Source organism: Pseudomonas sp. GP01-A4, assembly GCF_058780865.1.
Genome location: NZ_JBYSWF010000036.1, coordinates 11,216 through 26,830 on the forward strand (window position 1 = coordinate 11,216; position 15,615 = coordinate 26,830).

At 61.4% G+C, this 15,615-nt stretch carries 21 protein-coding genes; 5 read left to right on the forward strand and 16 right to left on the reverse strand.

Annotation, left to right across the window (positions count from 1 at the left end):
* Window positions 1-69 precede the first annotated feature (69 nt).
* The 3 genes from AC3WKX_RS19980 to AC3WKX_RS19990 are packed head-to-tail and all read right to left on the reverse strand — an operon-like array spanning window position 70 to window position 2,334.
* Complete coding sequence (locus tag AC3WKX_RS19980; RefSeq protein WP_087694116.1) at window positions 70-486, reverse strand: SRPBCC family protein; 417 nt, start codon at window positions 484-486, stop codon at window positions 70-72.
* Between the two features lie 29 nt (window positions 487-515).
* Entirely contained in the window at window positions 516-1,313 is a 798-nt protein-coding gene (locus AC3WKX_RS19985; protein ID WP_003219722.1) for an SDR family NAD(P)-dependent oxidoreductase, read from the reverse strand.
* A gap of 16 nt (window positions 1,314-1,329) precedes the next feature.
* Window positions 1,330-2,334: an aldo/keto reductase gene (locus AC3WKX_RS19990; protein ID WP_003219721.1), complete on the reverse strand. Its 1,005-nt coding sequence runs from the start codon at window positions 2,332-2,334 to the stop codon at window positions 1,330-1,332.
* Between the two features lie 118 nt (window positions 2,335-2,452).
* Between AC3WKX_RS19990 and AC3WKX_RS19995 the strand changes: the two genes are divergently transcribed.
* Window positions 2,453-3,394 carry a LysR substrate-binding domain-containing protein gene (locus tag AC3WKX_RS19995; RefSeq protein WP_102606346.1) on the forward strand — a complete coding sequence of 314 codons (942 nt, stop codon included), beginning with the start codon at window positions 2,453-2,455 and terminating at the stop codon, window positions 3,392-3,394.
* Between the two features lie 72 nt (window positions 3,395-3,466).
* Here AC3WKX_RS19995 and AC3WKX_RS20000 read toward each other — a convergent pair whose 3' ends face one another.
* From AC3WKX_RS20000 to AC3WKX_RS20020, 5 genes are all read right to left on the reverse strand, one after another.
* On the reverse strand, window positions 3,467-3,676 hold the full coding sequence (locus AC3WKX_RS20000) for a YXWGXW repeat-containing protein (protein WP_080673247.1): 210 nt from the start codon (window positions 3,674-3,676) through the stop codon (window positions 3,467-3,469).
* A gap of 237 nt (window positions 3,677-3,913) precedes the next feature.
* Entirely contained in the window at window positions 3,914-4,390 is a 477-nt protein-coding gene (locus AC3WKX_RS20005; protein ID WP_102606347.1) for a periplasmic heavy metal sensor, read from the reverse strand.
* Complete coding sequence (locus tag AC3WKX_RS20010; RefSeq protein WP_003219715.1) at window positions 4,387-4,818, reverse strand: hypothetical protein; 432 nt, start codon at window positions 4,816-4,818, stop codon at window positions 4,387-4,389. Before AC3WKX_RS20010 ends, AC3WKX_RS20005 begins: the two co-directional genes overlap by 4 nt.
* Window positions 4,815-5,396, reverse strand: a complete 582-nt coding sequence (locus AC3WKX_RS20015) for an RNA polymerase sigma factor (protein WP_102607490.1) — start codon at window positions 5,394-5,396, stop codon at window positions 4,815-4,817. Before AC3WKX_RS20015 ends, AC3WKX_RS20010 begins: the two co-directional genes overlap by 4 nt.
* 47 nt (window positions 5,397-5,443) lie before the next feature.
* Complete coding sequence (locus AC3WKX_RS20020; protein WP_003219711.1) at window positions 5,444-5,764, reverse strand: YXWGXW repeat-containing protein; 321 nt, start codon at window positions 5,762-5,764, stop codon at window positions 5,444-5,446.
* A gap of 270 nt (window positions 5,765-6,034) precedes the next feature.
* Here AC3WKX_RS20020 and AC3WKX_RS20025 point away from each other — a divergent pair, with 270 nt between their 5' ends.
* Entirely contained in the window at window positions 6,035-6,178 is a 144-nt protein-coding gene (locus AC3WKX_RS20025) for a hypothetical protein (RefSeq protein ID WP_166742173.1), read from the forward strand.
* 4 nt (window positions 6,179-6,182) lie between these two features.
* Here the strand turns inward: AC3WKX_RS20025 and AC3WKX_RS20030 are convergent, their stop codons facing one another.
* Complete coding sequence (locus tag AC3WKX_RS20030; RefSeq protein WP_008435982.1) at window positions 6,183-6,431, reverse strand: DUF1652 domain-containing protein; 249 nt, start codon at window positions 6,429-6,431, stop codon at window positions 6,183-6,185.
* A gap of 243 nt (window positions 6,432-6,674) precedes the next feature.
* Between AC3WKX_RS20030 and AC3WKX_RS20035 the strand changes: the two genes are divergently transcribed.
* On the forward strand, window positions 6,675-7,619 hold the full coding sequence (locus AC3WKX_RS20035; RefSeq protein WP_003219704.1) for a sensor domain-containing diguanylate cyclase: 945 nt from the start codon (window positions 6,675-6,677) through the stop codon (window positions 7,617-7,619).
* A gap of 287 nt (window positions 7,620-7,906) precedes the next feature.
* Here the strand turns inward: AC3WKX_RS20035 and AC3WKX_RS20040 are convergent, their stop codons facing one another.
* The 4 genes from AC3WKX_RS20040 to AC3WKX_RS20055 all read right to left on the reverse strand — a co-directional run bounded on the left by AC3WKX_RS20040 (window position 7,907) and on the right by AC3WKX_RS20055 (window position 10,341).
* On the reverse strand, window positions 7,907-8,167 hold the full coding sequence (locus AC3WKX_RS20040) for a hypothetical protein (protein ID WP_003219703.1): 261 nt from the start codon (window positions 8,165-8,167) through the stop codon (window positions 7,907-7,909).
* Window positions 8,168-8,171: 4 nt separating this feature from the next.
* Window positions 8,172-8,618, reverse strand: a complete 447-nt coding sequence (locus tag AC3WKX_RS20045; RefSeq protein ID WP_003219700.1) for a GNAT family N-acetyltransferase — start codon at window positions 8,616-8,618, stop codon at window positions 8,172-8,174.
* Window positions 8,619-8,709: 91 nt separating this feature from the next.
* Window positions 8,710-9,609, reverse strand: a complete 900-nt coding sequence (locus AC3WKX_RS20050) for a helix-turn-helix transcriptional regulator (RefSeq protein WP_102605595.1) — start codon at window positions 9,607-9,609, stop codon at window positions 8,710-8,712.
* 36 nt (window positions 9,610-9,645) lie between these two features.
* Window positions 9,646-10,341 carry a fumarylacetoacetate hydrolase family protein gene (locus tag AC3WKX_RS20055; RefSeq protein WP_003219698.1) on the reverse strand — a complete coding sequence of 232 codons (696 nt, stop codon included), beginning with the start codon at window positions 10,339-10,341 and terminating at the stop codon, window positions 9,646-9,648.
* A 172-nt stretch (window positions 10,342-10,513) separates the two neighbouring features.
* Here AC3WKX_RS20055 and AC3WKX_RS20060 point away from each other — a divergent pair, with 172 nt between their 5' ends.
* Entirely contained in the window at window positions 10,514-11,065 is a 552-nt protein-coding gene (locus AC3WKX_RS20060) for a DUF4262 domain-containing protein (protein ID WP_102605594.1), read from the forward strand.
* A 3-nt stretch (window positions 11,066-11,068) separates the two neighbouring features.
* Here the strand turns inward: AC3WKX_RS20060 and AC3WKX_RS20065 are convergent, their stop codons facing one another.
* On the reverse strand, window positions 11,069-11,398 hold the full coding sequence (locus AC3WKX_RS20065) for a hypothetical protein (RefSeq protein ID WP_023658946.1): 330 nt from the start codon (window positions 11,396-11,398) through the stop codon (window positions 11,069-11,071).
* A gap of 213 nt (window positions 11,399-11,611) precedes the next feature.
* Here AC3WKX_RS20065 and AC3WKX_RS20070 point away from each other — a divergent pair, with 213 nt between their 5' ends.
* Window positions 11,612-12,157: a hypothetical protein gene (locus AC3WKX_RS20070; RefSeq protein ID WP_003219695.1), complete on the forward strand. Its 546-nt coding sequence runs from the start codon at window positions 11,612-11,614 to the stop codon at window positions 12,155-12,157.
* A 62-nt stretch (window positions 12,158-12,219) separates the two neighbouring features.
* Here AC3WKX_RS20070 and AC3WKX_RS20075 read toward each other — a convergent pair whose 3' ends face one another.
* Together AC3WKX_RS20075 and AC3WKX_RS20080 are read right to left on the reverse strand one after the other, a co-directional pair.
* Entirely contained in the window at window positions 12,220-12,858 is a 639-nt protein-coding gene (locus AC3WKX_RS20075; RefSeq protein WP_003219694.1) for a hypothetical protein, read from the reverse strand.
* Window positions 12,859-13,082: 224 nt separating this feature from the next.
* Window positions 13,083-15,572, reverse strand: coding sequence for a TonB-dependent siderophore receptor (locus tag AC3WKX_RS20080; RefSeq protein ID WP_102605593.1), 2,490 nt, complete (start codon window positions 15,570-15,572; stop codon window positions 13,083-13,085).
* Window positions 15,573-15,615: the final 43 nt, after the last annotated feature.

Here is a 15,615-nt window from a genome sequence, read left to right on the forward strand (position 1 = left end):
CCCCCCCCCCCCCCCCCCCCCCCCCCCCCCCCCCCCCCCCCCCCCCCCCCTCCCACATTTGATCTTCATTCAGCCCGGAAAATTACCCCGCAACGCATCCAGCCCGCCGCTGTAGACACCGGTAAACAACTCCTCCACCGCCGCATCCGTCACACCGGCCACCGGAGTAAACACGCCCGACCAGGTCACCTTCGCGGAGCTGTCACCCAGCGCCTCAACCTTCAACGTCGCCAGATACTCACTCACCGGAAACGGCGACTCGCTGATCGAATAACTGTAAGTACGCGCCGCATCATCAAAGCGTTGCAACCGTTCCACCACCACACCACCATCCGCCGTTTGCAGATGACGCACGCGCCCGCCTTCACTCGGCTCGCTCTTGACGATAAAGGGCAGCCAGTCCGGCAGCGAATTGAAGCCGCCGACCAATTGCCAAACCTGTTCGGCCGAAACCGGGATTTCAATAACAGCAGATGCTTTTGCCACGATTAACACTCCAAACCATTCAAGAAAAATCAGATCGCCATGCTGTCGACAACACCGCCGTCGACCCGCAACGCGGCACCGGTGGTGGCAGAGGACAACGGTGAAGCAATGTACGCCACCAGATTCGCCACTTCATCCACATTCGCTGCGCGCTGGATGATCGACGTCGGCCGCGCATTGCGCACAAACACATCCGCCTCGTCCCGCGCACTGCGCCCGGACTTGGCCACGGCGTCCTTGAGCATGTGCTCCAGGCCATCGGTAAAGGTCGGCCCCGGCAGGATCGCATTGACCGTCACCCCGGTGCCCGCCAGGCGTTTGGCCAAGCCATGGGACACCGCCAGGTTGGCGCTTTTGGTCACGCCGTAATTGATCATGTCAGCCGGCGTTGCCACCCCGGATTCCGACGACACAAAGATCACCCGGCCCCAGCCCTGCTCGACCATGCCCGGCGTGTAATGCCGCGACAAACGCACACCGGAGATCACGTTGACCTCGTAGAAACGCGTCCACTCGCTGTCGGGGGCGTCGAAGAAATCGACGTCGTTGAAGATCCCGAGGTTGTTCACCAGGATGTCGGCGCGCGGCTCGGCGGCGAACAGCTTTTCAGCGCCCTCGGCCGTACCGAGGTCCGCCACCAGCCCACGCAGATCCGCGCCGGGCACGGCCTGGCGAATGGTCGCCAGCGCCTCGTCGACCTTGCCCGATTCACGCCCGATCACCACCACCGTAGCGCCGGATTGCGCCAGCGCCTGGCTGATGCCCAGGCCTATGCCGGCGGTGCTGCCACTGACGATTGCGACTTTGCCACTGATATCAATTTTCATGTTCGCGTTCCTGTGGTTAGAGCGGCAACGGTGCACGGGCCGAAATCAATCGTGCCTCGCGCAGGGCCTGCCAAAAGGCTGCGGGAATCTTCTCTGACAACGCCGCGACGTCTTCAGCAATGCGCCCCGGACGACTGGCACCCGGAATCACTGCGGCCACTGCCGGGTGAGCCAGGGAGAATTGCAGTGCAGCGGCTTTCACACTCACGCCATGGGCCGCGGCAATCGCCTTGATCTGCTCGACCTTGCTGATGATCGCCGGGCTGGCTTTCTGGTACTCAAAATGTGCGCCGCCCGCCAGGATCCCGGAGCTGTAAGGGCCACCGACCACGATCTCGACGTTCTGCGCCTGGGCTGCATCCATCAAGCGCTGCAAGGCGCGTTCATGGTCGAGCAAGGTGTAGCGACCGGCAAGCAGGAAACCGTCGGGCTGGGCTTCGGCCAGGTCCAGGGTCAACTCGCAAGGCTCGACCCGATTGACGCCCAGGCCCCAGGCCTTGATCACGCCTTCTTCACGCAGGCGGGTCAGCACCTTGAAAGCACCGGTGCGCGCCTGATTGAAGTAGTCCAGCCATTGATCGCCGTAGAAATCCTGGGCGATGTCGTGAATCCACACGATGTCGAGGCGGTCGGTTTGCAGGCGGTTGAGGCTGTCTTCGATGGAGCGCAGGGTGGCATCGGCGCTGTAGTCGTTGACCATCTTGTTCGGCCGGCCATGTTCAAACACGCCGCTTTTCTCGCCGAGGTCGCGGGCGCTTTCTTCCACTTCATCCAGGATCACCCGGCCGACCTTGGTGCTGAGCACATAGTCGTCACGGTTGTACTTGGACAGGGCCTGGCCCAGGCGGATTTCCGAGAGGCCCGAGCCGTAGAACGGTGCGGTGTCGAAGTAACGCACGCCCTGGTTCCAGGCTGCTTCAACGGTGGCTTGCGCCTCCTCTTCAGGAATCGCACGGAACATGTTGCCCAAGGGGGCGGTGCCAAAACCCAGCACGCCGGGCAGTTTGTCTTTCAAGCTCATGGGGTAAATCCTCAAGATTGTTCAAGGTCGCTGTGTTGACCGTTGAGCAGATCGTAGATTGCAGAGATCGGACCGTCCAAGACATACTGCGACCAACTTGAGTCCCTTAAGGTCTGACATGATCGACTTCCGCCAATTGCGCTACTTCGTTGTAGTCGCTGAAGAAGAACACGTGGGGCGTGCTGCCGAACGGTTGCACATCTCCCAATCGCCCCTGAGCCGGCAGATTGCCCAATTGGAAGAACGCTTGGGCCTGACCCTGTTCGAGCGCAGCCAACAGCGCATCCGCCTGACCCGCGACGGCCAGACGTTCCTCGCCGAAACCAAGGCGCTGCTGACCCACGCCAACCGCCTGGAGTCATTGGGCCGGCGATTGGGTAAAGGCGAAGAAGGCGGACTGTGCATCGGCTACATCGAAAACGCCATGCACGCGGGGGTGCTGCCCAACGGCCTGAAGGTACTGCGTGACGCGCGGCCGAACGTGCATATCGCCCTGTACAACCTGCCCTCCATCGAGCAACTGGAAGGCCTGCGCCAACGCAGCCTGGATATCGCTCTGGTGGGTGAACCACCGGCGGCGGATGACCCGGACCTGATTGCATTGCAAGTGTTGGACGATCCGATGCTGCTGGCGCTGCCCGAGCAGCATCCGCTGGCCAGCGTCAGCGAGTTGCTGCCTGAGCATCTGGCCGAGCAGCAATGGATTGGCGTGCAGCGCAAAGCGGGTGCAAACCCGGCGGATGACTTTGTTGCGGCGTGCATTCGGGCAGGGTTTACCCCGCAGATTCCGATGGAGGCCAGCGAGCCGTTTACCGCGTTGGGATTGGTGGCGTCGGGGCTAGGTATCGCGATGGTGCAAAAGGGCTTGAGCCGCAATGCACCGCCGGGCGTTGTGCTGCGAGAACTGCCGTGGCTGACCTACACCACGCCGCTGTGGGCGGCGTGGCATCGGATCAACTTGCGGCCGCTGGTGGAGACATTCAGGAAAGTCCTGACAGAGCCCCTATCACCTGTGGGAGCCGGGCTTACCCGCGATGCAGGCACCTCGGTCTGTCAGTAAGACCGCGGTGATGCCATCGCAGGCAAGCCAGCACCCACAGGGTTTCGGTGTCGCAGTTGAACGTGTGGTGGATCAGTACCGCCAATGCCCAGGCACCCATAACCACTGCCCGTTCCCCCAGCGATAGTGCCCCCGCACCCACTGATACCCTGGCGCCGGCGCCACCGGCACCACCTCGACCAAAGGCGGCGGACGCCGCGGATGAACAGGCTCGACAATACAACCGGACAACGCAGCCGCCATCAACGTGGCGGCCAGCGTAGCTTTGAATAGGCGGGACATGGCAAGGTTCCCCAATGAGATTGGCCTTCGCCTGAGTGGCGGGCCTACCCGGGTTAAACGCCGCCAACCGGGAAAATCCGTCGCCCGTCTCGGTTATTAATGCTCGTTCCCACGCTCTGCGTGGGAACGCATACCGTGACGCTCCGCGTCACCACTGCGCAAGACTTGAACCTTGCTTCGCCAACTGGACGCAGAGCGTCCGGGGCGGCATTCCCACGCAGAGCGTGGGAACGATCTTCAGTGGCTCTTGGCGACCTTGCCCTTCGCCTGCCCCTTCATATACAACGCCTCCACCAACCGCTGGCGCTCATCCCGGGGCAAGGTGCTGGCGAACTGCGCCAGGGTGTTGTCCACCAGCGCCCTGAGCGCCATGTCCGCCTCCCGGGCCTTGCCCAAATCCGTCACCAACGCCTCACGGTCGAGAGTCGGCGCCTCCAGTTGCTTGATCACGTCCAGCCGCGCCTCGCGCCCGGCAAGTACCAGCGGCTGGCTGTCGGCGCGGTTCTGGCGCAACAACTGGCGCAGTTCCTTGCGCCGTTCCGGCGGCAGCTTGACCATCGCCTGGCGCAGGCCATGCTGGTTAACCACCGCCTCGGCGGGCTTGGTGTTCGCCAACCAATGGTACAAGCCACCGCCGACACCGCCGATCATAAACACGTTGAACAACACCGACACAACCAGCAGCGGCTTCAGGTACTTGGGTGACGGGGTCATTGCTCGCTTTCCTCGGCGTTGACGGTGAAGACGACTTCGGCGTCGCCCTGGTCGAAGACACTCGGCAGTACTTCAGGGCCAAGCATGGGCAACGGCACGCTCAACGACGCCACCAGGATTCCGGCGGCGACCCCGGCGATGCCCACGCCAACAAAACCGGCCGGCGACAGCCAGCCGGCGTAGCGCGCCCAGAAGGACTGGCGCTGGGGAAACGATTGGCGAATCTGCCGCGCCAGCGCCGGGTCGACGGGTGCCAGTTGATAGCCGTCCAGCTGGCCGTCGAGCCATCGCGCCTGATGCAGCACCTCAAGGAGGCTGGCATCGCCTGCGTCCAGCAGGGCCTGGGCCTCGGCCTGTTCGGCGCGCGGCCAACGGTGCAAGTGGCCGCCGTAAGCCTCGGCCAATTGGGCAAATCGTTCAGGCGTCATGGTTTTCCCCTTCCTGGGCGGGCGGGCCCGGGTGTGTCGTCAAGGTAACTGCGCAGGTTGCGCCGGGCCCGTGACAGCAAGCTCTCCAGTGCCTCGACGCTGATGTTCATCAGCGCCGCGGCGTCGATATTCGACAGCTCTTGGTAATACTGCAACACAATCGCTTCACGCTGGCGATCAGGCAGCGACGCCAACGCCGCCGCCATGTGCTCACTGCGGGCGGCCGCTTCCAGCTGTTCATCGGGCGCAGGCGCTGTGTCGACCACCTCGCTCATCGCCTCCTCATCGCGCAACGGGCGCTCCTTGCGCCGACGCAAATGGTCGTGGCACAGGTTGAGTGCCACGCGGTGCAGCCAGGTGTCGAAACGCGCTTCGCCACTGCGCCAGCTTGCAGCCTGGCGCCAGATACGCAGAAAACTTTCCTGGGCCACGTCCCTGGCCTCGTCGGCATCCCCGAGGATCCGACTGGCGAGCGCGAGCAAACGCGGCAGTTTGCGCGTCACCATTTCGTTGATGGCCGCCGGTTCGTTGTTACCGATGCGGGCCAACAGCTCAACGTCCGGATCAGTGTCTTTCAATAGGGCAAGTCTCGGTCCGGTGGCTAAGGGTCAGGTTGACGGAATGCTTAGCGGATCCAGTGCCCTTCTCTCCAGTACCAGTTGGGGCCGCGCGATTCCCAGTGGCCAGGTTCCCAACGGGCGTTGCGCATCACCGGCTGCCAGTGGCCCGGTACCCAGGCATAACCGCGCCCTTCGTAGCGCCAGTGCCCGCGATCCCACACATAGCCAGGGCGTTCGACGGGAACGGCCTCGACGCGCATCGGCGGTGGCGCTTCGCGGATGATCACTTCGGTCTGGGCAAAGGTCGGCGTGCTGACCAGGGCGGCCAGTGCCAGCGGGATCAACAGGGCATAACGTAATTTGGCCAGCGGTCGTGCAAGTCTCATGACAACTCCTTCATCGGCGATCGCCAGTGATCGCAGTTGTAGGGTTGAACGGCAGGTGTCCGAAAATCCGTCGCAACAAAAAGAACTTTTTATCGCGACCGCTCAGGACGGCAGGCAGGGCCAGTATTGCCCAGGGTTTGCGGGGAGTTGATGAAATTGTTGAAAGGCCGCGACGGAATTATCCATGTGGCCGCGTTCAAGGGTTAACCGTTGGTAATCGACAGGCGCGTTCTGTTGGTTGGCGACGCCCATCACCTTGAGGAAATCACCATGTCTCGTCGAATTTCACTGCTGGTTGCCGCCGTCCTGCTCATGAACCTTGGCGGCTGCGTGTTCCTGCCGGGGCACCGCGAGCATTGCTGCTGGCGCGGTTACGGGGTAGTGACTACCCCGACGGCACAAGCGATCTCCTGATCCGCTAACTGACCGCTGCAAACCCCCTGCGCCCGGCCTTGATCTCGGTGCGCAGTTCGCCAATCAGGTTTGAGATGGAACGGATGCTGTCCAGACCCTGGGGCGACACACGGGGCAGCAGCAGGTCGACGCGCCCGGAGGCCGGGTCGAAGATGTTGATGCGCAGCGAACCGTCGCTGTTCAATGAGCAGTCACAGGCGAGGGGCAGGAAGCCCGACTCCATGATGTGGCGAAACTCGGCGATCGAAATCATGCGGGCACCCTTCCCTGTACGGGGCTCGGAGGACGTGATCCGTCTAGGGTAGATGAGCTTTTTCAAACTGCCCGGGAATTAATTCAAAAGTGATACTTGGTGCGCATTTCGGCTAAAACCGCTGGCCGGCTGACGCCAGAAAAACCACACAGCCCCCCTCTTATCCGATGCCACGCGAAGGGCTTGCTTCCTGGCGATGATGGCCAGATGCTCTGGTTTTTTCCGACACCGAGAGCACCCCGCATGAGTATCGAACCTTTGATCGAACCCGACAGTGCTGTGTACAAGACGTTGCTGGAATCGACCAAGGCCATCCCCTGGCGCATCGACTGGCCGACCATGACCTTCAGCTACATCGGCCCGCAAATCGAGGCGCTGCTGGGCTGGACGCCACAGAGCTGGGCCACCGTGGACGACTGGGTGGAACGCATGCACCCGGATGACCGCGAATACGTGGTCAACTTCTGCGTCTCCCAGTCCCGGGCCGGGGTCGACCACGAAGCCGATTACCGGGCGCTGACCGCCAGCGGTGAGTACGTGTGGATTCGCGACGTGGTGCACGTGGAGCGCAAGGACGGCGAGGTGCAGGCGCTGATCGGCTTCATGTTCGACATCAGCGAGCGCAAGAAGACCGAAGAACACCTGATTCGCCTGCAGAAGCAGCTGGAGGAGTATTCGTTCCAGGACGGCCTCACCGGCATCGCCAACCGGCGCATGTTCGACACCGTGCTGGCGCGGGAATGGACCAGCGCCCAGCGCAGCCAATTGCCGCTGTCGTTGATCCTGTTGGATATCGACTATTTCAAGCAGTACAACGACCTCTACGGGCATATCAAGGGCGACGAATGCCTGCGCCAGGTGGCACGCACGCTGTCGCAGGCGGCCAACCGGCCACGGGACTTCATTGCGCGCATCGGCGGCGAGGAGTTTGTGTGGTTGCTGCCGGAAACCGATGCCGAGTCGGCACGGCGCGTGGCCGAACGCTGCCTGCACTTGATCCGCCAGCAGCAGATCGCGCATGAGCACTCGGCGGTGTCGGACCTGCTGACACTGAGCCTGGGCGTAGGCACTTGCACGGTAACGCCGGGCGGCGCGGCGCTGGCCTTTGTCGAAGCCGTCGACAAATTGCTGTACCAGGCCAAGCGCAATGGGCGGATGCGCGCAGAGTTTGCCGACGTAGAGGATTGATACAACGCTCAAATCGCGGGCAAAAAAAATCCCAAGTAGCTGATGGAAACTTGGGATTTAAAAATGCATAAACCGTGGGAGGTGAACGCCCGGCTATATTACCCAGCGGGAAAACTTGTAACAAGATAATTTTCAACCTTTCGTCGGATTAAAACAGCGCTAAGTCATTCAATAACCACACTTTTTTAATGGATCCGATTATTGGAAATGCCACTTTTTGGTGCAATAACAGCGCATCGTTAAACAAACTTCGCTGTTTAATTCCGCGATAAAAATAAGGTTATTGATTAAAAGTGCGTGGGCTTCTTTAAATAGTGCTGATACAGGTGTTTGCACGGATCCACCAACACAAGTTCGTCCTGGGGCGTGGCGCGCGAAACACTGGCTGCCTGACGGCATAACGCCAGGCGCTCCGCCGCCTCTTCCCGCTGCCGGTCGACCTGGGCATTGAGCCGAACGAAATAAGTCCCCAACAACACCGCGACACATAGAACGCCGACGCCAAAATAGCGCAAGGCGTTGGATTGAGGGGGTTCCAGCTCACTCATACACTCATTGCACCTTGTGTTTCTGATAGCGAACATCGTCGCCCTCGGCCGTGTCGACCACTGCCCAGCCAAGCCGCTGGTAAAAACCGTTGGCACGGATCTGATCCCGCCCATCCGTGATCAGGAAGAGCGTGTCGTGGTGCTCGAACAGCGCGGCCTCGGCCACTGCCATCAATTGGCGGCCCAACCCAAGGTTCTCGTGAGACGGCAATACAAACAGGGCGAACACCTCGCCTTCGGCAAGATCAACCATTGCAAACGCGACAGGCCTGCCGTCCAGTTCGGCAAGCCATACGCAAGGCGCCTCGCGCATGCTGTCGGCGACGACTTGCGGGGTAATGCCCAGCTCAGCCATCTGCTCGCGGCTTAAGTGGTTCTGCACCACGGCGGTGCGAATGTCGAAAATGGCATTGATATCGCCCGGAGTTGCCAACCGTATAACCGAACCCATGTGCACCGCCTCCCGATGAGACGCTCAATTGTATGTAAATTGAAACACATCGGTTGTGGTGGATTTGTAAAACAGTCAGCCGGATTGCGCGTTAATCCTGCTCACGCCGCCTGAACTGCCCCGGCGCCAGCCCGTGGGCCTTGCGGAAACACCGGGAAAAATACGCCTCGTCGGTAAACCCGCAACGGTGCGCAATCGCGCCGATCATCTGCGGGCTGTTGAGCAGCAGCGTGCGCGCCAGTTGCATGCGCCGGTCGAGCACCAACTGGGAGAAGGGTTTGCCGGTTTCCTTGCGCAACAGGTGGGTCAGGTAGTTGGGCGACAGGAACGCCGCCGCCGCGGCATCCGTCAGGTTCAGCGACGGCTCGTGCAAATGCTCGCGGATGTAGCCTTGCACCCGGGCCAGGGCATCCTTGCGCCCACGCCGGGTGGCGTTGTTGGCGGCGAACGCCTGGAGCGGTTCGGCGTACTGCTGGCACACCAGCCCGATCAACTGGAACAGGTAACCCTTGAGCCGCTCCCGGGCGCCGAAGCTGCGGTGGGCGTCCAGGGTGCGCATGTGTTCCAGCCAGGCTTTGACTTCTTCGAAGGCCGCGTCGTCGAGGATGAAGTCCAACTGCTCCTGGAAGCGGAACGGCGACAGCTCCGGCGCCTGGCCGATGGGGATGTCTTCCAGGTCCAGCGGGTCGCAGGTCAGTTGCGGCAGGAAAAAGCCCTGGCTGAAATTGATCAGCATGAAGTCGCCGTCTTCGGGATGGGGAATCACGTGCAGGCGATGGGGCAGGATAAAGGCCAGGGCCTTTTTCGGGAACGGGCGCACCGCACCGCCGATGTGCTGCACGGTGTCGCCACCCAGGTTGATCTGGATCTGGAAATATTCGTGGCGATGGGGACTGGTCAGCGCCGCCCTGCCCCGCTTGTCGCGGATGTAGAAGTCGGAGCGGTCGCTGCGTTGTTCCATGCCATAGGTGGTGATGCGGGTGCCGGGCATACGCGTTTCTCGGGGGGCCTGGGCACCACTGTAGCGTCAACCCTGGCCGAGGGTGAAGCTCAGCTCGGCCAGGCCGTCGATGCCGGCGGTCACCACATCGCCCGGTTGCAAGGCGCCGACGCCCGCCGGGGTGCCGGTAAAGATCAAGTCGCCGGCTTTCAGCGCCACGGATTTGGACGCGTGGCTGATCACCTCACTGACCGACCAGATCTGGTCTGCCAGATCGCCCACTTGACGTTGCTCGCCATTCACCTTGAGCCAGATTCGCCCAGTGCCCGGGTGGCCGACGGCACTCACCGGCTGCAACGCCGTGCAGGGTGCCGACTCATCGAAGGCCTTGGCCCACTCCCATGGCCGCGAAGCCTTTTTCGCCTGGGCCTGGAGGTCGCGGCGAGTCAGGTCGATGCCCAGGCCGTAACCCCAGATATGCGTGAGGGCATCTTCCGGGGCAATGTCCACCCCGCCCTTGCCGATGGCCACCACCAACTCGACTTCATGGTGCAGATCGGCGGTCAGCGGCGGATAGGCGATCACGCCCTCGGCGGGCACCACGGCATCAGCTGGCTTCATGAAAAAGAACGGCGGCTCGCGGTCAGGGTCGTGGCCCATTTCGCGGGCATGTTCGCTGTAGTTGCGCCCGACACAGAACACCCGGCGTAGCGGGAAGCGGGCGTCGTCGCCGTGGATGGCGAGGGACGGGGTTTCGTTGGGAGTGATGACGTAGCGGGTCATGGCATGTGCCTCTTCGATTACCTGGGGCCAGTATGCGGACGGGCTCCGGGGCGAAGTTGGACAGGCTTACGCAGATTTTGTACTGGGCGGTGCATCGGTCACTTTGCCGAGCGAACCCAACACTGCTAGCCTCATCGCGCTTTCAACCCCTGATCCCGCAGAAAGGACTCTGATGAACATCATTCGCGCCGTCGCCCTCTTCGCCGCCTCATTGTTCTCGATGAACACTTCAGCCAAGGCCCCGCTTCCGGGATTCCAGTTGCCCAAGGCAGATTCGGAATATGACGAGAAGGTGTTGGCGGATATCAAGAAGATCGGCTGGCACCATGTGCATGTGCGGGCTGAAGACGGTGAGCCTTCGTTCGCCTACTCCCTGGGGTTCTACGCCAACTTCGGCCAACCGGAAATCATCGTATTCGGGCTGCCCCCGCAGATTGCCCAGCAGTTGCTGAACATCGCCGCGATCCGCTTTGCCGGTGCAAAAGCCGCCTATGAAACCTACAAGCCCTATGACGATATTGCCGAAGGCATGCGCATCGCCTTCATTCCTGTAGACCGCAGGCACTACCGCGAGTACCTCGGTTATGCCGGCTGGTTCTACGCCTCGATCAAAGCTGATTTCCCTGCGTTGCAAATGATCTGGCCGGACAAACAAGGGCGCTTTCCGTGGGAGCCCAACTACGACCAGTCGTTCTCAAGGCTCCAATTGCTGCTGGATAAATAAGGGTTATTTACGCGCCAGCTTGTAGCGCAAACAGTCCTGATAAAAACTCTGGCGAATCACCTCGGGCTTGACCCGCGAACGGCTGTCGTAGGTCTGTTCGGTGATGCCCATGGCCATCATGTGCATCCAGGGTTTCTTGAACTGGTAGGTCTTCAGCTTCTGCCGCGCGGCGTACAGCGAGACGCCCGACAGCTTCAATTCCTGGGCCCGGGCGGCGGTGCCAGCCCCCCAACTGCACATGTACTTGTCGTTGTCCCGCAGCTCCCGTGCCTCAACCGAAACCGCCCCACCCGCCAGGGAACAGGCGATCAGCATGATTCCAACATTGCGCATTTGCATCCCGCCTAACCACCTGAAAATAAAAGTGATTTTGGCGAGAATTTTGTTACAAAGGGGCCAGCAAATTGCCTTCTCGATGAATTTTCCGACCTGAAACCGAACCAAGTAACAGCGCTGCCACTCAGGCATTTTGCCACTATTGGTTGCCGATGGCCCATTGCCTGACGATAATCGCGGCGCTCTCCCACACTCACGCAAGGAAACGCCGTGAAAAAGCTTCTACTGTTGACCCCATTGCTCGCACTGCTGTTGCAAGGCTGCGGCGTCACCATGACGCAATACGAGCCGAACTTCGATAACGTCCAGGTCCTCAAGCAAGCAGCGCCGCTGCAACCCGTCAGCAATGCCCAGGTGACGGCCGCATCGGGCGAAGGCTCGTTGTCTGTACGTGCCAACCCGATCCGCTCGCCCAGTGGCAGCATCCCGGCGCATATCCAGGCTGCAATCACCCAGGAACTGCAACTGGCAGGCCTGCTGAACCCGCAAGCAGAACGTCATCTGCAAGTGCTGGTGGTGAAGAATTCGCTGTCGGCAGGCATGGGCTCCGGCAACGGCACCCTGGCCGCGCGGTTTACCCTGCTCAAGGGCAATGACGTGGTGTACGACGCGACCAAGGAAGTGAATCACACCTGGCCCAGTTCGTTCTTCGGGTTCATTGCGATCCCGAATGCCGCCAACGCCTACAACCCGATGGTGCGGGATTTGCTCAAGTCGCTGTACAGCGACCCGTTGTTCATCAAGGCGCTTAAGTAAGGCCTGGGCTGCGAGGATCGGCCACCCTGCCCTCGCAGCTGTTTCAAACGTTCAGTTACGTGTCACGCCCGTGGCACGCCGGCATCCAGCGCCGAATACTTCAGGTTATTACCGTCGACCATTTGCTTGAGCAGGGCATTGACCTGGCGGGTGAAGGTATCGGTCACCGCGTCTTTCGGCGTATTGGCCATCAACGGGATGAACCAGATGCCCATCCAGGTATTGATCGAGTCGTGGTTGGAGCCGGTGCTCAGTGCCTGGCCTTGTGCGTCCACCGATTCCAGCTTCATGGTGTACTGATCAGTCCCCAGCGCCGGAATGATGGTGAAGGTAAAGCCGCTGATAAAGGCCAGTACCAGTTGGCCGCCACCCGGTGGATGGTTGTAGACCTTCAGGCGCAGGCTGTAATCGCCTGGCTGCTTCTGGAATTCATCCAGGGTCACGCGACCAAACAGGCCGGAGTCAGTCAGGACTTTCTGCAGCTGTGGCTTGAGCATCTCACGCGCTTGTGGGACTTCGGCCGCGGCGGCATTTGTCGGCTCGCCCTGGTAGAACTTGAAGTCTACGTAGACGTTCGGTTTGTTGGCGTAGCTGGCCTTCGACGGCAGCGTGACGGGTGCTACTTCGTCTTTCGTGAAGCTGGCGCAGCCGCCCATCGACAACGTGATCAGGGCCAACCCCAGCATTTTTCCAATGTGCATTACGACTTCCTTAGTGAATGGAGCGTCTCCATGGCCGGAGTTGCTGGGGGCGGATGATAAAGAGTGGGCGGCGATGTTAAAAGGCCATCCTCCTAAAAATAACGACGATCACTGTAGGAGCGAGCTTGCTCGCGAAAATCGTTAACGATAACGCAGCGTGCCTGGCTTAGCGCGCTGCTCTCAGGTTCTTCGCGAGCAAGCTCGCTCCTACAGTAGGTGGGTGTTTACCACTGATAGGTCGCGCTGGCCTGCACGGTACGCTGCGAGCCATACCAGCACCACGAGTAGGAATAGCAGGACGCGACGTACTCTTTATTCGCCAGGTTGGTGGCGTTTACCGCCAGGCGCAGGTTGTCACCCTGACGATTGATGTGCGGGATGTCGTAGTGCACCGCTGCATCAAACAGGGTGTAACCGGGCACCTTCAGGGTGTTGGCGGTATCGCCCCAGGAAGAACCGACATAGCGCGCACCGGCCCCCACGCCGAAGCCCTTCAGCGTGCCGTCGTGCAGGGTGTAATCCGCCCAGGCCGACGCGGTATGACGCGGCACCGCGTAGGTGGTGGTGCCTTCGGCCGCAATGGCCGGGCCGACACCGATGTCGCTGATGGGCGCATAACGCACGGTGTTGTTGGATTTGCTGATGCGGTTATCCAGGTAGGCATAGGCCGCAGTGATATCCAGGTTGTCGTTCAGGCTGGCCTTGCCTTCCAGTTCAAACCCGCGGGATTGCACTTCACCGTCCTGAATCTGGCAACGCGAGCCGTTGCACAGGTGGGAAGCGTCCGGGTCCAGCGTCGGTACGTTGGTCTGGCGCAGGTCGAAAATGGCAGCCGTGATGAAGCTGTTGCTGCCCGGCGGCTGGTACTTGATGCCGATTTCCGTCTGCTTGCCCTCGGTCGGCTGGAACGTCGAACCGCCGTAGCCCGTGCCGGATTGCGGCTGGAACGATTCCGAGTAGCTGACATACGGCGCCAGGCCGTTATCGAACAGGTAGACCAGGCCCAGGCGGCCGGTGAAGGCCTTGCTGTCCTGGGACGACTTGGTCTTTTTCTGGGTGGTCATCGCCAGGGTACTGTTGTCGGTGCTGGCCCAGTCATAACGCCCGCCCATCAACAGCACCCATTTGTCCCACTTCATCTGCTCTTGCAGGTACACCCCGGTTTGCTCGCTGCGCGAGGTGGCGTCGCTGGTGTACGCCGGTACCGGCACGGCCGCGCCGTAGACCGGGTCGAAAATATCCAGCGTAGGCCCTGCGGTGTACACGCCGTTGCCCGACTTGGTGTCGGTGCTGGTGTTCTGGTAATCGGCGCCCATCAGCACGGTGTGCTGCAACGGCCCGGTGTCGAATTTGGCCTGCAACTGGTTGTCGAGGGCATAGGCGTCGATATTCACGTCGCTGGCGATGGTCGAGCGGCGGATGGTGCGGTAATCGCTCTCCAGGTAGTTGCTGTAGAGGCTGCGGTATTGCCCTTCGCTGCGCAGGTAGCGCGCATTCTGGCGCACGGTCCAGACATCGTTGAAGTGATGCTCGAAGGCGTAGCCGATGGAGTAATACTCGCGGTCACTCTTCTCGAAGCTTTTTTCGCCGTCGTAGAAATCCACGTCGATCTTGCGCCCCGTCGGGCTGTGCAGCACCGAGCCCCAGGCTGGCATCGAGCCGTAGGACGCGCCCTTGGGGTCCTTCTGGAAGTGCCCGAGCAAGGTCAGCGAGGTATTCTCGTCCGGGCGCCAGGTGAAGGCGCTGGACAGGGATTGACGCCGGGTTTCGGTGTGGTCGATCTGCCCGTCGGCATCGTCGAACAGGCCGGCAACGCGGTAGGAATAAACGCCTTGGTCGTCCAGCGGGCCACTCAAGTCAAAGGTCGTGCGCTTCTTGTTGAAGGTCCCGTACTCGACGCCGACTTCATGGAACGGCGTGTCCAGCGGGCGTTTGCTGACCATGTTGATCACGCCGCTGGGGGTGCCCTGCCCGTACAGCACCGACGCCGGCCCGCGCAGCACTTCGACGCGCTCCAGGTCGAAGGCGTCTTTTTGCGGCAAGGCATCCCGGCTCGACGGCATGCGCAGGCCGTCGAGGTAGGTCGCCGGGGTGAAGCCACGGATGGTCAACTGGTCGAGACGCGAGGCGGTGGAGCCACGGGTTTCCGGGATCACGGCAGCGCTGTAGCGCAGGATCTGGTTGAGGCTCTCGGCGTTCTGCGCGCGCATCTGGTCTTTGGTGACCACGGAGATCGACTGCGGGGTTTCGATCAGTGCGGTGTCGGTCTTGGTGCCCGACAGGCTGCGGGTGGCCACGTAGCCAGACACCGGGCCGGTGGGGCTTTCCGACTGGTACGCGCCGCTGATGGTGGTGGCCTGCAACTCCATGGCGCCATCGGTGTGCGGGATGGCTTCGAGACGGTAGCGGTCGTCGGCGATCTTCAGGGCTTGCAGGCCGCTGCCGGCCAACACTTGGGCCAGGGCGGCGTCGGTATTGTATTGCCCGTTCAGGCCATTGCTGTGTTTGCCACGGGTCAGGCTCGAATCAAAGGCCAATACCAGGCCCGCCTGTTCGGCGAGGCTGTTGAGGGCCTGGCTCAGGTCACCGGCGGGAATGGAGAACGCAGCGCTTTCAGCCGCGTAGGACGCTTGAACGGTCAGCAGGGGTACGGCGGCAAACGCCATCGCCACTGAAAGGGTCAATGGCTGTAAAGGACGAGCAAGGCGCGACATGAGAAGTCCTGGGAAATGGGGGTTCTATTAGTCATGACGGCCA